Raw genomic sequence first — 16,948 nt, 5'->3', positions numbered from 1 at the left:
TCCGGCCTCATTCTTCACACGGAAGGTTCCACGCAATGTCGAACGACAGCAAGCTCGTTGACTACCTCAAGTGGGTCACGGCAGATCTGCACCAGACCCGCCAACGGCTGCTGGAAGTCGAGGCCGGAAAGCAGGAGCCCATCGCCATCGTGGGCATGTCCTGCCGGCTGCCGGGCGGGGTGCGGTCCCCGGAGGACCTCTGGCGGATGCTGCACGAAGGACGTGACGGCATCACGCCCTTCCCGACCGACCGTGGCTGGAACCTCGACGCCCTGACGGGCGACGGCGGTGACGGTGGCGCCAGCGTCACCGCCGAGGGCGGTTTCGTCGACGCGGCCGGCTTCGACGCCGACTTCTTCGGCATATCGCCGCGCGAGGCCGTGACGATGGACCCGCAGCAGCGGCTGCTGCTGGAGAGCTCCTGGGAGGCGCTCGAGCGTGCGGGCATCGCCCCGGCCTCCCTCCAGGGCAGCAAGACGGGCGTCTTCGTCGGCACCAACGGCGTGGACTACGCGGGCGTCGTGATGAACTCGCAGGAGGACGTGGAGGGCCACGGCGGCACCAGCCTGGCCGGCAGTGTCCTCTCCGGACGCGTCTCGTACACCTTCGGGCTGGAGGGTCCGGCGGTGACGGTCGACACGGCGTGCTCGTCGTCGCTCGTCGCCCTCCACCTCGCCTCCCACGCGCTGCGCAACGAAGAGTGCTCGCTGGCGCTCGCCGGCGGTGTGACGGTCCTGTCGACGCCCATGGGCTTCTCGGGCTTCAGCCGCCAGGGCGGTCTGGCGACGGACGGCCGCTGCAAGGCCTTCGCGGACGCCGCCGACGGCACGGGCTGGTCGGAGGGCGTCGGCGTGCTCGTCCTGGAGCGCCTGTCGGACGCGAAGCGCAACGGGCACCGGATCCTGGGCGTGATACGCGGATCGGCGGTGAACCAGGACGGCGCGTCGAGCGGCCTGACGGCGCCGAACGGTCCGTCGCAGCAGCGGGTGATCCGCCAGGCGCTGGCGAGCGCCGGGTTGTCGATGGCCGATGTGGACGCGGTGGAGGCGCACGGCACGGGCACCACTCTGGGTGACCCGATCGAGGCGCAGGCGTTGCTGGCGACGTACGGTCGTGAGCGTGACGCGGACCGGCCGCTGTGGCTGGGTTCGGTGAAGTCCAACATCGGTCACACCCAGGCCGCCGCCGGTGTCGCCGGCATCATCAAGATGGTCATGTCGATGCGGCACGGCGTCCTGCCGAAGACGCTGCACGTCGACCAGCCCTCCACCCACGTGGACTGGTCGGCGGGTGCGGTGGAGCTGCTGACGGAGGCGCGGGCGTGGCCGGAGGTGGACCGGCCGTGGCGTGCGGGCGTGTCGTCGTTCGGCATCAGCGGCACGAACGCGCACGTCATCGTCGAGCAGGCCCCGGCGGACGAGCCCGCCGAAGAGCCGGCGTCGGCCCCGGCGGCGCCGTCGCCGACCGTGGTGCCCTGGCCGGTGTCCGGCAAGACCGAGGCCGCCCTGGCGGCGCAACTGGAGCGGATCACGGCCCTGGTGGGCACGGACTCCCCGGCGGACATCGGCCACTCGCTGGCCACCGGCCGTTCCCACCTCACCCACCGCGCCGTGCTGCTGGCGGGCGGCGACGAGGCTCATGAGGTCGCGCGCGGCGTCACCGGGGACGTCGAGGGCAAGCTGGCGTTCCTGTTCTCGGGTCAGGGGTCGCAGCGGCTGGGGATGGGGCGGGAGTTGTACGCCCGGTTCCCGGTGTTCGCAGGTGCACTGGACGAGGTGGTGGCTCGTTTCGGCGGGTTGCGTGAGGTGATGTTCGGCGATGACGCCGAGGCGCTGAACGGGACCGGCTTCACCCAGCCCGCGCTTTTCGCGCTCGAGGTGGCGTTGTTCCGGCTGGTGGAGTCGTGGGGAGTGCGGCCGGACTTCGTCGCGGGGCATTCGATCGGTGAGATCGCCGCCGCGCACGTTGCCGGTGTGTTCTCTCTTGAGGATGCGTGTTCCCTCGTCGCGGCGCGGGCTCGGCTGATGAACGCGCTGCCTTCCGGTGGTGCGATGGTCGCCGTCCAGGCGTCCGAGGACGAGGTCGTGGGGCGGCTGGTCGAGGGCGTGTCCATCGCGGCCGTCAACGGTCCGACGGCCGTCGTCATCGCCGGTGACGAGGACGCCGCCCTGGCCATCGCCGCAGGTTTCGCCGCCGAGGGCCGTAAGACCCAGCGGCTGTCGGTGAGCCACGCTTTCCACTCGCCGCTGATGGACCCGATGCTGGAGGACTTCCGCCGGGCCATTGAGGGCCTGTCCTTCCAGGCCCCGACTATTCCTCTTATCTCCAATGTGACGGGTGAGCTCGCTGCGGCCGAGCTCGTCTCGACCCCCGAGTACTGGGTGCGGCATGTCCGCGAGGCCGTGCGTTTCGCCGACGGTGTCCATGCGTTGAGCGAGGCGGGCGCTACCGCCTTCCTCGAGCTCGGCCCCGACGGTGTCCTCACCGCCCTCGCCCAGCACACCCTCGACGCCACCGAGGCGACCGTCTCCGTCCCGGCCCTCCGCAAGGACCGCCCCGAGGAGACCGCTCTCCTCACCGCCCTCGCCCGGCTCCACGTGTCCGGCGTCGAGGTCGACTGGGCGGCCTGGTACGCGGGTACGTCCGCCCGCCAGATCGACCTGCCCACCTACGCCTTCCAGCACGAGCGCTTCTGGCCCCGCCCCGCCGCCCTCACCGGCGACGTCAGCGGTGCCGGGCTGATGCCCGCCGAGCACCCCCTCCTCGGTGCCACGCTCGCCCTCGCGGACTCCGAGGAAGTGCTGTTCACCGGCAAGCTGTCGCTGCGCACCCACCCGTGGCTGGCCGATCACGCCCTGGGCGACACCTCGCTGTTCCCCGGCACCGGGTTCCTGGAACTGGCCCTGCGCGCCGGCGACCAGGTCGGTTGCGACCGAGTGGAGGAGTTCACGCTCCTCGCCCCGCTGGTGCTGTCCGAGGACGGCGCGGTCCTGCTCCAGGTGCTGGTCGGCGCGCCCGACGAGACGGGCGCCCGTACCCTGACCGTCCACTCCCGCGCGGACGACGCCCCCGGCCGCCCGTGGACCGAGCACGCCACCGGCACGCTGACGACGGGCGAGCGCGTCGCCGGCTTCGACACGACGGTCTGGCCGCCGCAGAACGCGGTGGTCGTCGACCTTGAGGAGTTCTACGGGCGGACCGAGTACGGGCCCGTCTTCCAGGGGCTGCGGTCGGTGTGGCTGCGCGAGGGCGAGGTGTTCGTCGAGGCCGCGCTGCCCGCCGACGCCGCCGGGGACGCCGGTGCCTTCGGCCTTCACCCGGCCCTGCTGGACGCGGTCCTGCACGCCCACGGCTTCGCCGGCGTGGGCGACGAGCAGAACCTGCTGATGCCGTTCGGCTGGAGCGGTGTGTCGCTGCACGCCGGCGGGGCGTCCGTGGTGCGGGCCCGGCTGGTGCGGGCCGGCGACGAGTCGGTGTCCATCGCGGTCGTCGACGTCGAGGGTGCCCCGGTGCTGTCGGTGGACTCCCTCGCCTTCCGCGCCCGGTCCGCCGCCGTGTCCCCTGCCGCCGCCGTGCGCAGCGCCGAGCACGACGCGCTCCTGTCGCTCGACTGGATCCCCGCCCCGGACGTGGACGCGGCCTCGGACGTCAAGGCCGTGTCGCTGGCCACCGACGAGCTGGGCGTGGGCGCGATCGTCGCCTCCCTGTCCGATCTCGACGGCGACGAGGACCTGGTCCTGGTGCCTCTCTCCGGCACCGCCGACGGCGCCGACGTACCGGCTGCCGCACACGACCTGACGGCCCGTGTCCTCCACCTCCTCCACGACTGGCTCACCCAGCGGCACTCCGACCGCTCCCGTCTCGTCTTCGTCACCCGTAACGCCGTGTCGGCCGACGAGGGCGAGGCCGTGGGGGACCTCGCCGCGAGTGCCGTGTGGGGTCTGGTGCGCTCGGCGCAGTCGGAGCACCCCGGGCGGCTCGTCCTCCTCGACCTCGACGAGGCCGCCGGCCTCGCCCCGCTGCTGCCCGCCCTGCCGGCTCTGCTCGCCACGGACGACGCCCAGTTCGTCGTGCGCGACGGCCTCGTCCGCGTGGGCCGCCTCGCCCACCTGAGCGCGGCCGCCGGGCTGCTGCCGCCCGCCGGGGTGCCGTGGCGGCTGGACACGGCCGCCAAGGGCAGCCTGGACGGACTGCTGCTCGCTCCGTGCCCCGAGACGCTGGCGCCCCTCGCGCCCGGACAGGTCCGGGTCGGGGTCGAGGCCGCCGGTGTGAACTTCCGCGACGTGCTGAACGCCCTGGGCATGTACCCCGGTGAGGCGGGGCTGCTGGGCGCCGAGGCCGCCGGTGTCGTCGTCGAGACGGGGCCCGAGGTCACCGGCCTGGCGGTGGGCGACCGGGTCATGGGCATGGTGCCCGGTGGCTTCGGCACCACGGCCGTCGTCGACGAGCGGTTCCTGGCCCGGGTGCCGGAGGAGTGGACGGCGGCGGAGGCGGCGTCGGTGCCGCTGGTGTTCCTCACCGCCCTCTACGCGCTGAAGGACCTGGCCGGGCTGCGGGCCGGGCAGTCGATCCTGATCCACGCGGGCGCCGGCGGTGTCGGCATGGCCGCGATCCAGCTGGCCCGGCACCTGGGCGCCGAGGTGTTCGCCACCGCCAGTGAGGCCAAGTGGGACACCCTTCGTGAACTGGGCGTCCCCGACGACCACATCGCCTCCTCCCGGACCACCGACTTCGAGCGGCGTTTTCTCGCGACCACGGGCGGACGCGGCGTCGACGTCGTCCTCAACGCCCTGGCCGGCGAGTTCGTGGACGCCTCCCTCCGCCTCGTGGCCCCCGGGGGCCACTTCCTGGAGATGGGCAAGACCGACGTCCGCGACCCCCGGTCCGTGACCGGGACCGACGGCGCCGAGGTGCGGTACCGGGCCTTCGACCTCGCCGAGGCCGGCCCGGACCGGATCCAGGGGATGCTGTCCGAGCTGCTCGGGCTGTTCGCCGAGGACGCGCTGAGGCCGCTGCCCGTCGCCACCTGGGACGTCCGCCGGGCGCGCGAGGCCTTCCGCCACATGAGCCAGGCCCGCCACATTGGCAAGATCGTCCTCACCATGCCCCGCGCCTGGGACCCCGAGGGCACCGTCCTCATCACCGGCGGCACCGGCGGTCTCGGCGGTGTACTGGCCCGCCATCTCGTCGCCGAACACGGCGTCAAGCACCTGCTGCTGGTCAGCCGCGGCGGCCAGGAGGCCCCGGGCGCGGCGGAGCTCCGCGAGGAGCTGACCGCCGCGGGTGCCGAGGTCACCGTCGCCGCCTGCGACGTGGCCGACCGCGACGCGCTCGCCGCCGTGCTGGCCGCGGTCCCGGCCGCCCACCCGCTGACCGCGGTGATCCACACGGCGGGCATCCTCGACGACGGTGTCGTCGCCTGGCTGACCCCGGAGCGCCTCTCCTCCGTCATGTCCCCGAAGGTGGACGCGGCCTGGCACCTCCACGAGCTCACCAAGGATCTCGACCTCGCCGCCTTCGTCCTCTTCTCCTCGATCGCCGGGGTCACCGGCGCCGCCGGACAGGGCAACTACGCCGCCGGCAACGTCTTCCTCGACACCCTCGCCCGGCACCGTACGGCCCTGGGCCTCGCCGCCCAGTCCCTGTCGTGGGGCGCCTGGACGCAGTCGACCGGTATGACGGGCGCGCTGTCCGAGGCCGACATGAAGCGCATCGCCTCGTCCGGGGTGCCGCCGCTGACCATCGAGCAGGGCCTGGCGCTGTTCGACGCCGCCGGGATCTGCGACGCCGCCCACCTCGTCGCCATCGGAGCCGTCTCCGGCCCCGTCCGGGTGGCCGGGCCGGTCCCGCCCGTCCTGCGCGGCCTGGTGAAGACCACCCGGCGCGCCGCCGCGACCACCGCCGCCGGCGCCGGCACGGCCGCCGTGCTCACCCGCCGGCTGGGGGAGCTGCGCGAGGACGAGCGCCTCCGCTTCGTCGTCGACCTCGTACGGGCCGAGGCGGCGGCCGTTCTCGGCCACGCCTCCGCCAAGGCCGTCGACGACCGGCGTGAATTCCACGACCTGGGCTTCGACTCGCTGACCGCCGTCGAGCTCCGCAACCGGCTCAGCACCGCCACCGGCCTGCGCCTCTCCGCGACCCTCGTCTTCGACTACCCCACGCCCACCGCGCTCGGCGAACACCTGCTGGCCCTGCTGCTGGACGAGCACGACAACGCCGACACGCCCGCGCACACCGGCGCCACCGCCCTCGACACCGCCGACGACCCGATCGTCATCGTCGGCATGGCGTGCCGGCTGCCGGGCGGCGTGAACTCGCCGGAGGACCTGTGGCGGCTCGTCGCCCAGGGCGGCGAGGGCATCTCCGACTTCCCCACCGACCGCGACTGGGACCTCGACACCCTGCTGGGCGGCGACGACCGGGACGGCGGCCGGGGCCGCAGCGCCACCTCGCGGGGCGGCTTCCTCCACGGCATCGCCGACTTCGACGCCGACTTCTTCGGGATCTCCCCGCGCGAGGCCCTCGCCATGGACCCGCAGCAGCGGCTCCTCCTGCAGACCTCGTGGGAGGCCTTCGAACGGGCCGGGATCGACCCCACCTCGCTGCGCGGCAGCCGCACCGGCGTGTTCGTCGGCACCGGCGGCCAGGACTACACGATGCTGGTGATGAACTCCGACGAGGACGTCGAGGGCCACACCAGCACCGGTCTCGCCGCGAGCGTCGTCTCCGGACGCGTCTCGTACACCTTCGGCCTGGAGGGCCCGGCCGTCACCCTCGACACCGCGTGCTCGTCCTCACTGGTGGCCCTCCACTGGGCCGCGCAGGCCCTGCGCTCGGGCGAGTGCACGCTGGCGCTGGCCGGCGGTGTCACCATCATGTCCACCTCCGTCGGCTTCCCGGGCTTCACCCGCCAGGGCGGGCTCGCCGAGGACGGCCGCTGCAAGGCCTTCTCGGACTCGGCCGACGGCACGGGCTGGTCGGAGGGCGTCGGCATGCTCGTCGTCGAGCGGCTCTCCGACGCCCGCCGCAACGGCCACGAGGTCTTGGCCGTCCTGCGCGGCTCGGCCATCAACCAGGACGGCGCCTCCAACGGCCTGACCGCCCCCAACGGCCCGTCCCAGCAGCGCGTCATCCGTCAGGCCCTCGCGAGCGCCGGGCTGTCGACGGCCGACGTCGACGCCGTGGAGGCGCACGGCACGGGCACGACGCTGGGCGACCCGATCGAGGCACAGGCCGTGCTGGCCACCTACGGGCAGGGCCGCGCCGAAGGACAGCCGCTGCTGCTGGGCTCGGTGAAGTCCAACATCGGCCACACCCAGTCGGCCGCCGGTGTCGCGGGCGTCATCAAGATGGTCATGGCGATGCGCCACGGGACCCTGCCGAAGTCCCTGCACATCGACGCGCCGTCCTCGCACGTCGACTGGACGGCCGGTGACGTCCGGCTGCTCACGGAGGAGCAGGCCTGGCCCGAGACGGGCCGGCCCCGCCGGGCGGCCGTGTCGGCGTTCGGCATCAGCGGCACCAACGCCCACACGATCCTGGAGCAGGCCCCGGAGCCGGAACAGGAGCCGGAGGCGAGGACCGAAGGCGCGCAGGCCCCGTCCATCGCGATGACGGCCGTTCCGTGGCCCGTCTCGGCCAAGTCGGCCGACGCGCTGGACGCCCAGCTGGAGCGGCTGCGCGCCTGGGTGGCCGAGCGGCCGGAGCTGACGCCCGCCGAGGTCGGTTTCTCGCTGGCGGCCGGCCGGTCGTCCTTCGACCACCGCGCGGTGCTGCTGACCGGCGCCGACGGCCGGACGGCCGAGGCGGCGCGCGGTACCGCCGCCTCGGGCGGGTCGCTGGCCGTGGTGTTCTCCGGCCAGGGCTCGCAGCGGGTCGGGATGGGCCGGGAGCTGTACGCCCGGTTCCCGGTCTTCGCGGAGGCGCTGGACGCGGTGACGGCGCTGCTGGACACGGAGCTGGAGCGTCCGCTGCGCGAGGTGATGTTCGAGGGCGACGCGGCCGTGCTGGGCGAGACCGGTTTCACTCAGCCCGCGCTCTTCGCACTCGAAGTGGCGCTGTTCCGGCTGGTGGAGTCCTGGGGAGTGCGCCCGGACTTCGTGACCGGCCACTCCATCGGTGAGATCGCGGCGGCGCATGTCGCGGGAGTGTTCTCGCTGGAGGACGCGTGCAAGCTCGTCGCCGCCCGCGCCCGGTTGATGAGCGAACTGCCCGCCGGTGGCGCGATGGTCGCCGTCCAGGCCTCCGAGACCGAGGCCGAGGCCCTGCTGACCGCGGGCGTGTCCATCGCCGCCGTCAACGGCCCCGACTCCGTCGTCATCGCCGGTGAGGAGGCGGCGGTCCTGCGGATCGCCGAGGGCCTGGCCGCCGAGGGTCGCAAGACCCAGCGGCTGGCGGTCAGCCACGCCTTCCACTCGCCGCTGATGGACCCGATGCTGGAGGACTTCCACCAGGCCGTCGCGGACCTGACGTTCGGTGATCCCCGGATTCCGCTGATCTCCAATGTGACGGGCGGCGTGGCCGCGCCGGGCATGCTGCGCTCGGCGGACTACTGGGTGAGCCACGTCCGGGAGGCCGTGCGCTTCGCCGACGGCCTCCGTACCCTCACCGCCGAGGGTGCGACCGCCTTCCTGGACCTCGGCCCCGACGGCGTTCTCGCCGCCCTGGCCCACCGTGCCCTGCCGGAACGGACCGGGGCCACGGCCCCCGTGGTGGCGCCCGCCCTGCGCAAGGGCCGCCCCGAGGAGACCACGCTCGTCACCGCGATGGCCGAGCTGTACGCGGCGGGCGTCGACGTCGAGTGGACCGCGCTGTTCGACGGCACGGGCACCCGGCGGGTCGAGCTGCCCACGTACGCCTTCCAGGGCCGCCGTTTCTGGCCCCGGCCCGCGGCCGCAGGCCCGGTGGACTCCGCCGGCGACCCGGTCGACCAGCGGTTCTGGGCCGTCGTCGAGGGCGAGGACCTCGACGTCGACGGCCTCGCCGCCGACCTCGACGTCAGCGCCGAGGCCCTCGGCGCCGTCCTGCCCGCCCTGTCCACCTGGCGCCGCAACCGGCGCGGCCAGGCCATGCTGGACGCCGTGCGCTTCCGCGAGGCCTGGAAGCCGCTGTCCGGCAACGCGCCCGGCCGCCGCCCGGCGGACACCTGGCTCGTCGTCGCCCCGGCCCGCACGGCCCTCGCCCCCGCCGACGAGGCGTGGACGACGGCCGTGACCGAGGCCGTCGGCACCGACACGGTCCGCCTCGACGTCGACCTCGCCCCCGGGGCCGGTGCCCCGGACCGGGCGGCCCTGGCGGAGCTGCTGCGCGAACAGGCCACCGACGGCACGGCCTTCGCGGGCGTGATCTCCCTGCTCGCGCCGTTCACGGACGGCGCGGTCGCCACGACCGCCACCCTCCTCCAGGCCCTGCGCGACGCGGACGTCACGGCCCCGCTGTGGTGCGTCACGCGCGGCGCGGTCTCCATCGGCCGCTCGGACAGGATCACCGCCCCCGAACAGGCGGGCGTCTGGGGCCTGGGCCGGGTGGCGGCCCTGGAGTACCCGGCGGAGTGGGGCGGCCTCGTCGACCTGCCCGAGGACCTCGACGCCCGGACCGCCCACCGCCTCGCGGGCGTCCTGACCGGCTCCGACGGCGAGGACCAGATCGCCGTGCGCTCCTCCGCCGTCTACGGCCGCCGGCTGGCGCAGGCCCCCGCGGGCGCGCCGGACGACGGCTGGGAGCCCAAGGGCACCGTACTGATCACCGGCGGTACGGGCGGCCGCGGCGGACGGATCGCCCGCCGGCTGGCCGAGGAGGGCGCGCACCACCTCGTGCTCGTCGGCCGCCGGGGCGAGGAGGCGCCCGGCGCCGCCGGACTCGCGGCGGAACTGCGCGAACTGGGCGCGAAGGTCACCTTCGCCGCCTGCGACGTGGCCGACCGCGACGCGCTCGCGGCCGTGCTCGCCGCCGTCCCCGAGGACGCGCCGCTGACCGCCGTGGTGCACGCGGCCGGCGCCGTCGACGACGGCGTACTGGCCGACCTCACCCCCGAACGGTTCGCCGCCGTCCACCGCACGAAGGTCGCCGGAGCCCTCCACCTGGACGAGCTGACGCGCGACCACGATCTCGCGGCCTTCGTCCTGTGCTCGTCCGTCGCGGGCAGCCTCGGCAGCGCGGGCCGCGCCACCCTCGCCGCCGCCGACGCGGTCCTCGACGCCCTGGCCGCCCGGCGCCGCGCTGAAGACCTCGCCGCGACCTCCCTGGCCTGGGGCGCCTGGATCGGTGACGAACCGTCGGACGACGGACAGCCGGACGGCGCACAGCCCGCCGGGAACCCCCGGCAGCCGTACCCCGCCGTCCACCCGGACCTGGCGATCGCCGCCGTACGGCAGGCCGTCACCCGGCCCGAGTCCGGTCTCGTCCTCCTCGACCTCCAGCAGCCGCGCATCCTCGACACCCTCCTCGGCGTACGGGACCGCTCCCTGCTCAAGGACCTGCCGGGCATCCGCACCGCCCGTCCGGAGGCCACCGCTTCCCGTGCCGAGAGCGACTCGGCCGGCTCCGCCCTGCGGCAGCGGCTGCGGCGACTGCCCGCGCACGAGCGGCTCGAACCGCTGGTCGCCATGGTCCGCACGCACGTGGCGGCCGTCCTCGGCCACGCCGACGCGGCGGCCGTCGAATCCGACCGGAAGTTCCGCGACCTCGGCTTCGACTCGCTGACCGCGATCGAACTGCCCAACCGGATCAACCTGGCCACGGGCCTCCACCTGTCGGCCACGACCGTCTTCGACTACCCCACGTCCACGGCGCTCGCCGAACACCTCCTCGCCCAGCTGTCCGACGGAACCGGGGGAGAGGACGAGCCCGGCACCGACGGCGGCGGCCTGCCGGAGGCGTTCTCCCTCGCCGATGATCCCGTAGCGATCGTCGGCATGGCCTGCCGTCTGCCCGGCGGCGTGGCCTCGCCGGAAGACCTGTGGCGACTGGTCTCCGAAGGACGCGACGGCATCAGCCCCTTCCCCGCCGACCGCGGCTGGGACCTGGAGACCCTGCGCACCGGCGGCCCCGGCGGCCGGGGCCGCAGCGCCACGCTGGAAGGCGGCTTCCTCGACGGCGTCGCCGGCTTCGACGCCGGGTTCTTCGGCATCTCCCCGCGCGAGGCCCTGGCGATGGACCCGCAGCAGCGGCTGCTGCTGGAGACGTCCTGGGAGGCGTTCGAGCGGGCCGGCATCGCCCCCGAGAGCCTCCACGGCAGCCGGACCGGCGTCTACGTCGGCACGAACGGCCTGGACTACGCCCAGCTGGTGCTCAACTCCCGCGAGGACGTCGCCGGCCACACCGGTACCGGCCTCGCCAGCAGCGTGATCTCCGGGCGGATCTCCTACACCTTCGGCCTGGAGGGCCCCGCCGCCACGCTCGACACCGCGTGCTCGTCGTCGCTCGTGGCCCTCCACTGGGCGGCGCAGGCCCTGCGCGACGGCGAGTGCTCGCTGGCCCTGGCCGGCGGTGTCACCGTGATGACGACCCCGGCGAGCTTCGCCGGCTTCACCGTCCAGGGCGGCCTGGCCCCCGACGGCCGCTGCAAGGCCTACTCGGACGCCGCCGACGGCACCGCCTGGTCCGAGGGCGTCGGCATGCTCGTCCTGGAGCGGCTGAGTGACGCCCGGCGCAACGGTCACCCGGTGCTGGCGGTGGTGCGTGGTTCGGCGGTCAACCAGGACGGCGCGTCCAACGGCATCACCGCCCCCAACGGGCCGTCCCAGCAGCGCGTCATCCGCCAGGCCCTGGCCAACGCCGGGCTGAAGGCGGCGGACGTCGACGCGGTCGAGGGCCACGGCACGGGCACGCCGCTCGGCGACCCCATCGAGGCCCAGGCCCTCCTCGCCACCTATGGCCAGGAGCGTCCGGCCGACCGGCCGCTGCTGCTCGGTTCGCTCAAGTCCAACATCGGTCACGCGCAGGCGGCGGCGGGTGTGGCGGGCGTCATCAAGACCGTGCTGGCACTGCGGAACGGCGTCCTGCCGAAGACACTCCACCTCGACGAGCCGTCGTCGCACGTGGACTGGTCGGCGGGTGCGGTGGAACTGCTGACGGAGGCGCGGGCGTGGCCGGAGGTGGGGCGGCCGTGGCGTGCGGGCGTGTCGTCGTTCGGCATCAGCGGCACGAACGCACATGTGATCGTGGAGCAGGCGCCCGAGCCGGTTGCCGAGGCCGGTGTTCCGTCGGACGGGCCGGTGCCGTGGGTGGTGTCGGCCAAGTCCGAGAGCGCGCTGACCGAGCAGGTGGAGCGTCTGGCCTCCGTGCCGGGCGAGCCTGTTGACGTGGGCTTCTCGCTGGCGGCGGGGCGGTCGGCCTTCGACCACCGCGCGGTGCTGCTGGCGGGGGACGAGGTGGCTCGTGGAGTCGCCGTCGACCGGTCGCTCGCGGTGCTGTTCTCGGGCCAGGGCTCGCAGCGCGCGGGCATGGGCCGGGAGCTGTACGAGCGGTTCCCCGCCTTCGCGGAGGCCTTCGACGCGGTGGCGGCGCTGCTGGACGCGGAACTGGACCGTCCGCTGCGCGAGGTGATGTTCGGCGACGATGTGGATGCGCTGAACGAGACCGGTTTCACTCAGCCGGCGCTTTTCGCGCTCGAGGTGGCGTTGTTCCGGCTGGTGGAGTCGTGGGGAGTGCGGCCGGATTTCGTGGCGGGGCATTCGATCGGTGAGATCGCTGCCGCGCACGTCGCGGGTGTGTTCTCTCTTGAGGACGCGTGCATCCTTGTCGCGGCGCGGGCTCGGTTGATGAGCGCGCTGCCTTCCGGTGGTGCGATGGTGGCCGTCCAGGCGTCCGAGGACGAGGTCACTCCTCGTCTCACCGCCGGTGTCTCGATCGCTGCCGTCAATGGCCCGGACGCTGTGGTCATCGCCGGTGAGGAGTCGGCTGTTCTGCGGGTCGCGGAGGGTCTGGCGGCCGAGGGTCGTAAGACCCAGCGGCTGTCGGTGAGCCATGCGTTCCATTCGCCGCTGATGGATCCGATGCTGGAGGACTTCCGCCGGGCCATCGACGGACTGTCCTTCCAGGCCCCCACGATCCCCCTGATCTCCAACGTGACGGGTGAGGTCGCTGCGGCCGAGCTCGCTGCCACCCCCGAGTACTGGGTGCGGCACGTCCGCGAGGCCGTCCGTTTCGCCGACGGTGTCCGTGCGTTGAGCGAGGCGGGCGCTACCGCCTTCCTCGAGCTCGGCCCCGACGGTGTCCTCACCGCCCTCGCCCAGCACACCCTCGACGCCGACCGGGATCTGCTTTCCGTCCCGGCCCTCCGCAAGGACCGCCCCGAGGAGACCGCTCTCCTCACCGCCCTCGCGCAGCTCCATGTGGCGGGCGTCGAGGTCGACTGGGCGGCCTGGTACGCCGGTACGTCCGCCCGGCGCGTCGATCTGCCCACGTACGCCTTCCAGCACGAGCGCTTCTGGCCCCGCCCCGCCGCGCTCAGCGGTGATGTGACGTCGGCGGGTCTGGTGCCCGCGGACCACCCCCTCCTCGGCGCCGCGGTGTCGCTCGCGGAAGCCGGCGGGGTGCTGTTCACCAGCCGGCTCTCGCTGCTGGTGCACGGCTGGCTCACCGACCACACGGTGGGCGAGGCGGTCGTCATGCCCACCGCCGGGTTCGTGGAGCTCGCGGTGCGCGCGGGCGACCAGGTCGGCTGCGACCGGGTCGAGACGCTGACCGTGACCAAGCCGCTCGCGCTCACCAACACTTCCGCGCTGGCGCTCCAGGTGTGGATCGGCGCGCCGGACGAGGCCGGGGCCCGCCCGATCCGCGTTCACTCCCGGCCCGAGGACGCCCTCGACCAGCCGTGGACCGAGCACGCCACCGGTGTCCTCGCCTCCGGCGAGCGGGTCGCGGACCTGGACGTCTCCACCTGGCCGCCCACCGGCGCCACGGCCGTCGACCTGGACGGCTTCTACGACGCCACGCACTACGGCCCGGCCTTCCAGGGCCTGCGGGCGGTCTGGGTCCGCGGCGACGAGGTGTTCGCCGAGGCCGGGCTGCCCGGTGATTCCGCCGACGACGCCCGGTACTTCGGGCTCCACCCGGCGCTGCTCGACGCGGTCACCCACGCCGCCGGGTTCGCGGGCGGCGCGGACGAGGACGTCATCCCGCAGGCCGCCCAGTGGAGCGGGGTCTCCCTCCACGCCGCCGGCGCCTCCGTGCTGCGCGCCCGGATCGCCCGTACCGGCGAGGACACCGTGTCCCTCGCGGTGGTCGACGCCGATGGCGCGCCCGTTCTCTCGGCGGAATCCCTGACGCTCAGTGCTCCTTCGACGGAGATCACCGCTGCCCGGGGACGCGATCCGCTGTTCCGGGTGGACTGGGTCCCGGCGCCCGAGGTACGCGCCGACCGGAGCGTACGGTCGGTGACGCTCGGCACCGGTGCCGACGGGACCGTGTCCCTGGCGGGCGTCGAGGGCGACGAGGACCTGGTCCTCGTCCACCTCTCCGGCACCGCCGATGACGCCACCGACGTCCCCGCCGCCGTGCACGCCCTGACCGGCCGGGTCCTCCGGCTCCTCCAGCAGTGGCTGGCCGACGACCGGTACGCCGCCTCGCGGCTCGTCTTCGTCACCCGCGGCGCCGTGTCCGCCGGGGCGGGCGACGCCGTCGCGGACCTGGCCGCCGGTACGGTCTGGGGCCTGGTGCGCTCGGCGCACGCGGAGCACCCCGACCGGTTCGTGCTGGTGGACCTCGACGCCGACGCCGGCCTGTCCTCGCTGCTCCCGGTCCTGCCGGGCCTGCTGGCCAGCGGCGACGGCCAGTTCGTGGTGCGCGGCGGCGAGGTGCGGGTGGGCCGGCTGGCCCAGCTGCCCGCCACCGAGGCCCCGGCCCCGGCCGCCGGCGAGGCGCCCTGGCCCGCCGACGGGACCGTGCTCATCACCGGTGGTACGGGCGCCCTGGGCGGGCATCTCGCCCGGCGGCTCGCCTCCTCCGGCGTACGGCACCTGCTGCTGACCAGCCGGCGCGGCCCCGCCGCGCCCGGCGCCGCGGAACTGGCCGAGGAACTGCGGGCGCTGGGCGCGGAGCCCGTCGTCGCCGCCTGCGACACGGCGGACCGCGCCGCGACCCGCGAACTGATCGCGTCGATCCCCGCCGGACAGCCGCTGACCGCCGTGATCCACACGGCCGGTGTCCTCGACGACGGTGTGATCACCTCCCTGACCCCGGACCGGCTCTCGGGCGTCCTGCGCCCGAAGGTCGACGCCGCGTGGCACCTCCACGAGGTGACCCGGGAACTGGGCTGCGACCTCGCCGCCTTCATCACCTTCTCGTCCGTCGCGGGCACCATGGGCAGCCCCGGCCAGGGCAACTACGCGGCCGCCAACGTCTTCCTGGACCTCCTCGCCCGGCACCGCCGGGACCAGGGCCTCGCCGGGATGTCGCTGGCGTGGGGGCCGTGGGCCCAGGACGCCGGTATGACCAGCAAGCTCAGCGAGGCCGACGTCCAGCGGATGCAGAGCGGCGGCATGCCGCCGCTGACGGTCGAACAGGGCCTCCACCTTTTCCTTTCCTCCCTCGGCTCCGACGAGCCGCTGGTGGTGCCGCTGGGCCTGGCCGCCGGGACCATGCGGCCCGTGGGCGACGTGCCGCCGCTCTTCCGCGGCCTGGTCAAGGGCGGCCGGCGCGCCGCCGCGACCGCCGCGGGCGGCTCCGGCACCCCCGCCTCGTTCACCCGGCGACTGCTGGAGATGCCGGAGGCCGACCGCGTACGGCACGTCGTCGACCTCGTCCGCACCGAGGCGGCGGCCGTCCTCGGCCACGCCTCCGTCGAGGAGATCGGCGAGCGGCGCGACTTCTACGAGCTGGGCTTCGACTCCCTGACCTCGGTGGAGCTCCGCAACCGGCTCGGCTCCGCCACCGGACTGCGACTGCCCGCGACCCTCGTCTTCGACAGCAAGACCCCCGCCGACCTGGCGGCCTGGCTGCGCAGCGAGCTCGCCTCGCAGCCCGGCCCGGACGGCACCGTGGAGGGGGAGGGACTGCGGATCCCGTCCGGCGAGCCGGAGATCGACTCGCTGGAGCGGCTGTTCCTCGACGCGATGACCAACGGCAAGATGCCGGAGGCCCAGAAGATGCTGGCGACCGTCGCGGCGCTGCGCCCGACGTTCGAGGCGACGGCCGAGCTGGAGGACCTGCCCCTGCCGGCGACCCTCGCCGAGGGCCCGGACGGGCCGAAGCTGATCTGTGTGAGCGCGCCCACCGCCAACGGCGGCGTCCACCAGTACGCCAGGCTCGCCGCGCACTTCCGGGGCCGGCGGGACGTGTCGGCGCTGCCGCTGATCGGCTTCGCCACCGGTGAGCGGCTGCCCGCGACGCCCGAGAGCGCCACGCGGGTGATCGCGGAGAGCGCGCTGCGGGCGAGCGACGGCGCCCCGTTCGTCCTGGTGGGCCACTCCTCCGGGGGCTCGTTCGCCTACGCGGCCGCCGGGCTGCTGGAGAGCACCTGGGGCATCCGGCCGGAGGCCGTGGTCCTGCTGGACACCCTCAGCATCCAGCACAACAGCGACGAGGGCGTCGACTACGCGGGCATGATGCGGCTCAACTTCGCGGGCCGCGACGCCTCCCCGGTGCGGATGACGAACTCCCGGCTCTCGGCGATGGGCCGCTGGATGGTCCTGCTGAACCGGCTGGAGGTGCGGCCGACCACCGCGCCCGTCCTGATGATCCAGTGCGACCGGCAGCTGCTGGGTACGGAGTCGGAGGCGCTCGGCACCGGCGGGGAGACCGGCCGGACCCAGCAGCCGCTGATCCCGTCGGCGCACGTCCGCATGGTCGACGCCGACCACCTCTCGATGGTCCGGGAGGACTCCGCCGCCACGGCCGCGATCATGGAGGACTGGCTGGGGGCGATCACCGGCGCCTGACCCACGACCACGGCGGGCGGCCTCCGGGCCGCCCGCCGCGGCGTCCGCTGAAACGTCCCCTCGCGCCC

At 74.3% G+C, this 16,948-nt stretch carries 1 protein-coding gene; it reads left to right on the top strand.

All coding sequences use genetic code 11. The features are described 5' to 3' along the window. The first annotated feature begins 35 nt into the window (after positions 1-35). A complete protein-coding gene (locus ACFYZR_RS27280; protein ID WP_391914770.1) occupies positions 36-16,880 on the top strand; it encodes a type I polyketide synthase in 16,845 nt (5,614 codons plus the stop codon). Positions 16,881-16,948 lie beyond the last annotated feature (68 nt).

The sequence above is a fragment of the Streptomyces sp. NPDC001678 genome, from assembly GCF_042892945.1.
Lineage (GTDB): Bacteria > Actinomycetota > Actinomycetes > Streptomycetales > Streptomycetaceae > Streptomyces.
The sequence above is the reverse complement of the archived record's forward strand: the minus strand, read 5'-3'. Positions and strand labels throughout refer to the sequence as shown.

Excerpts from the sequence above, each read along its gene's own strand:
- ACFYZR_RS27280 (WP_391914770.1), top strand. The coding sequence starts at position 36 with ATGTCGAACGACAGCAAGCTCGTTGACTACCTCAAGTGGGTCACGGCA.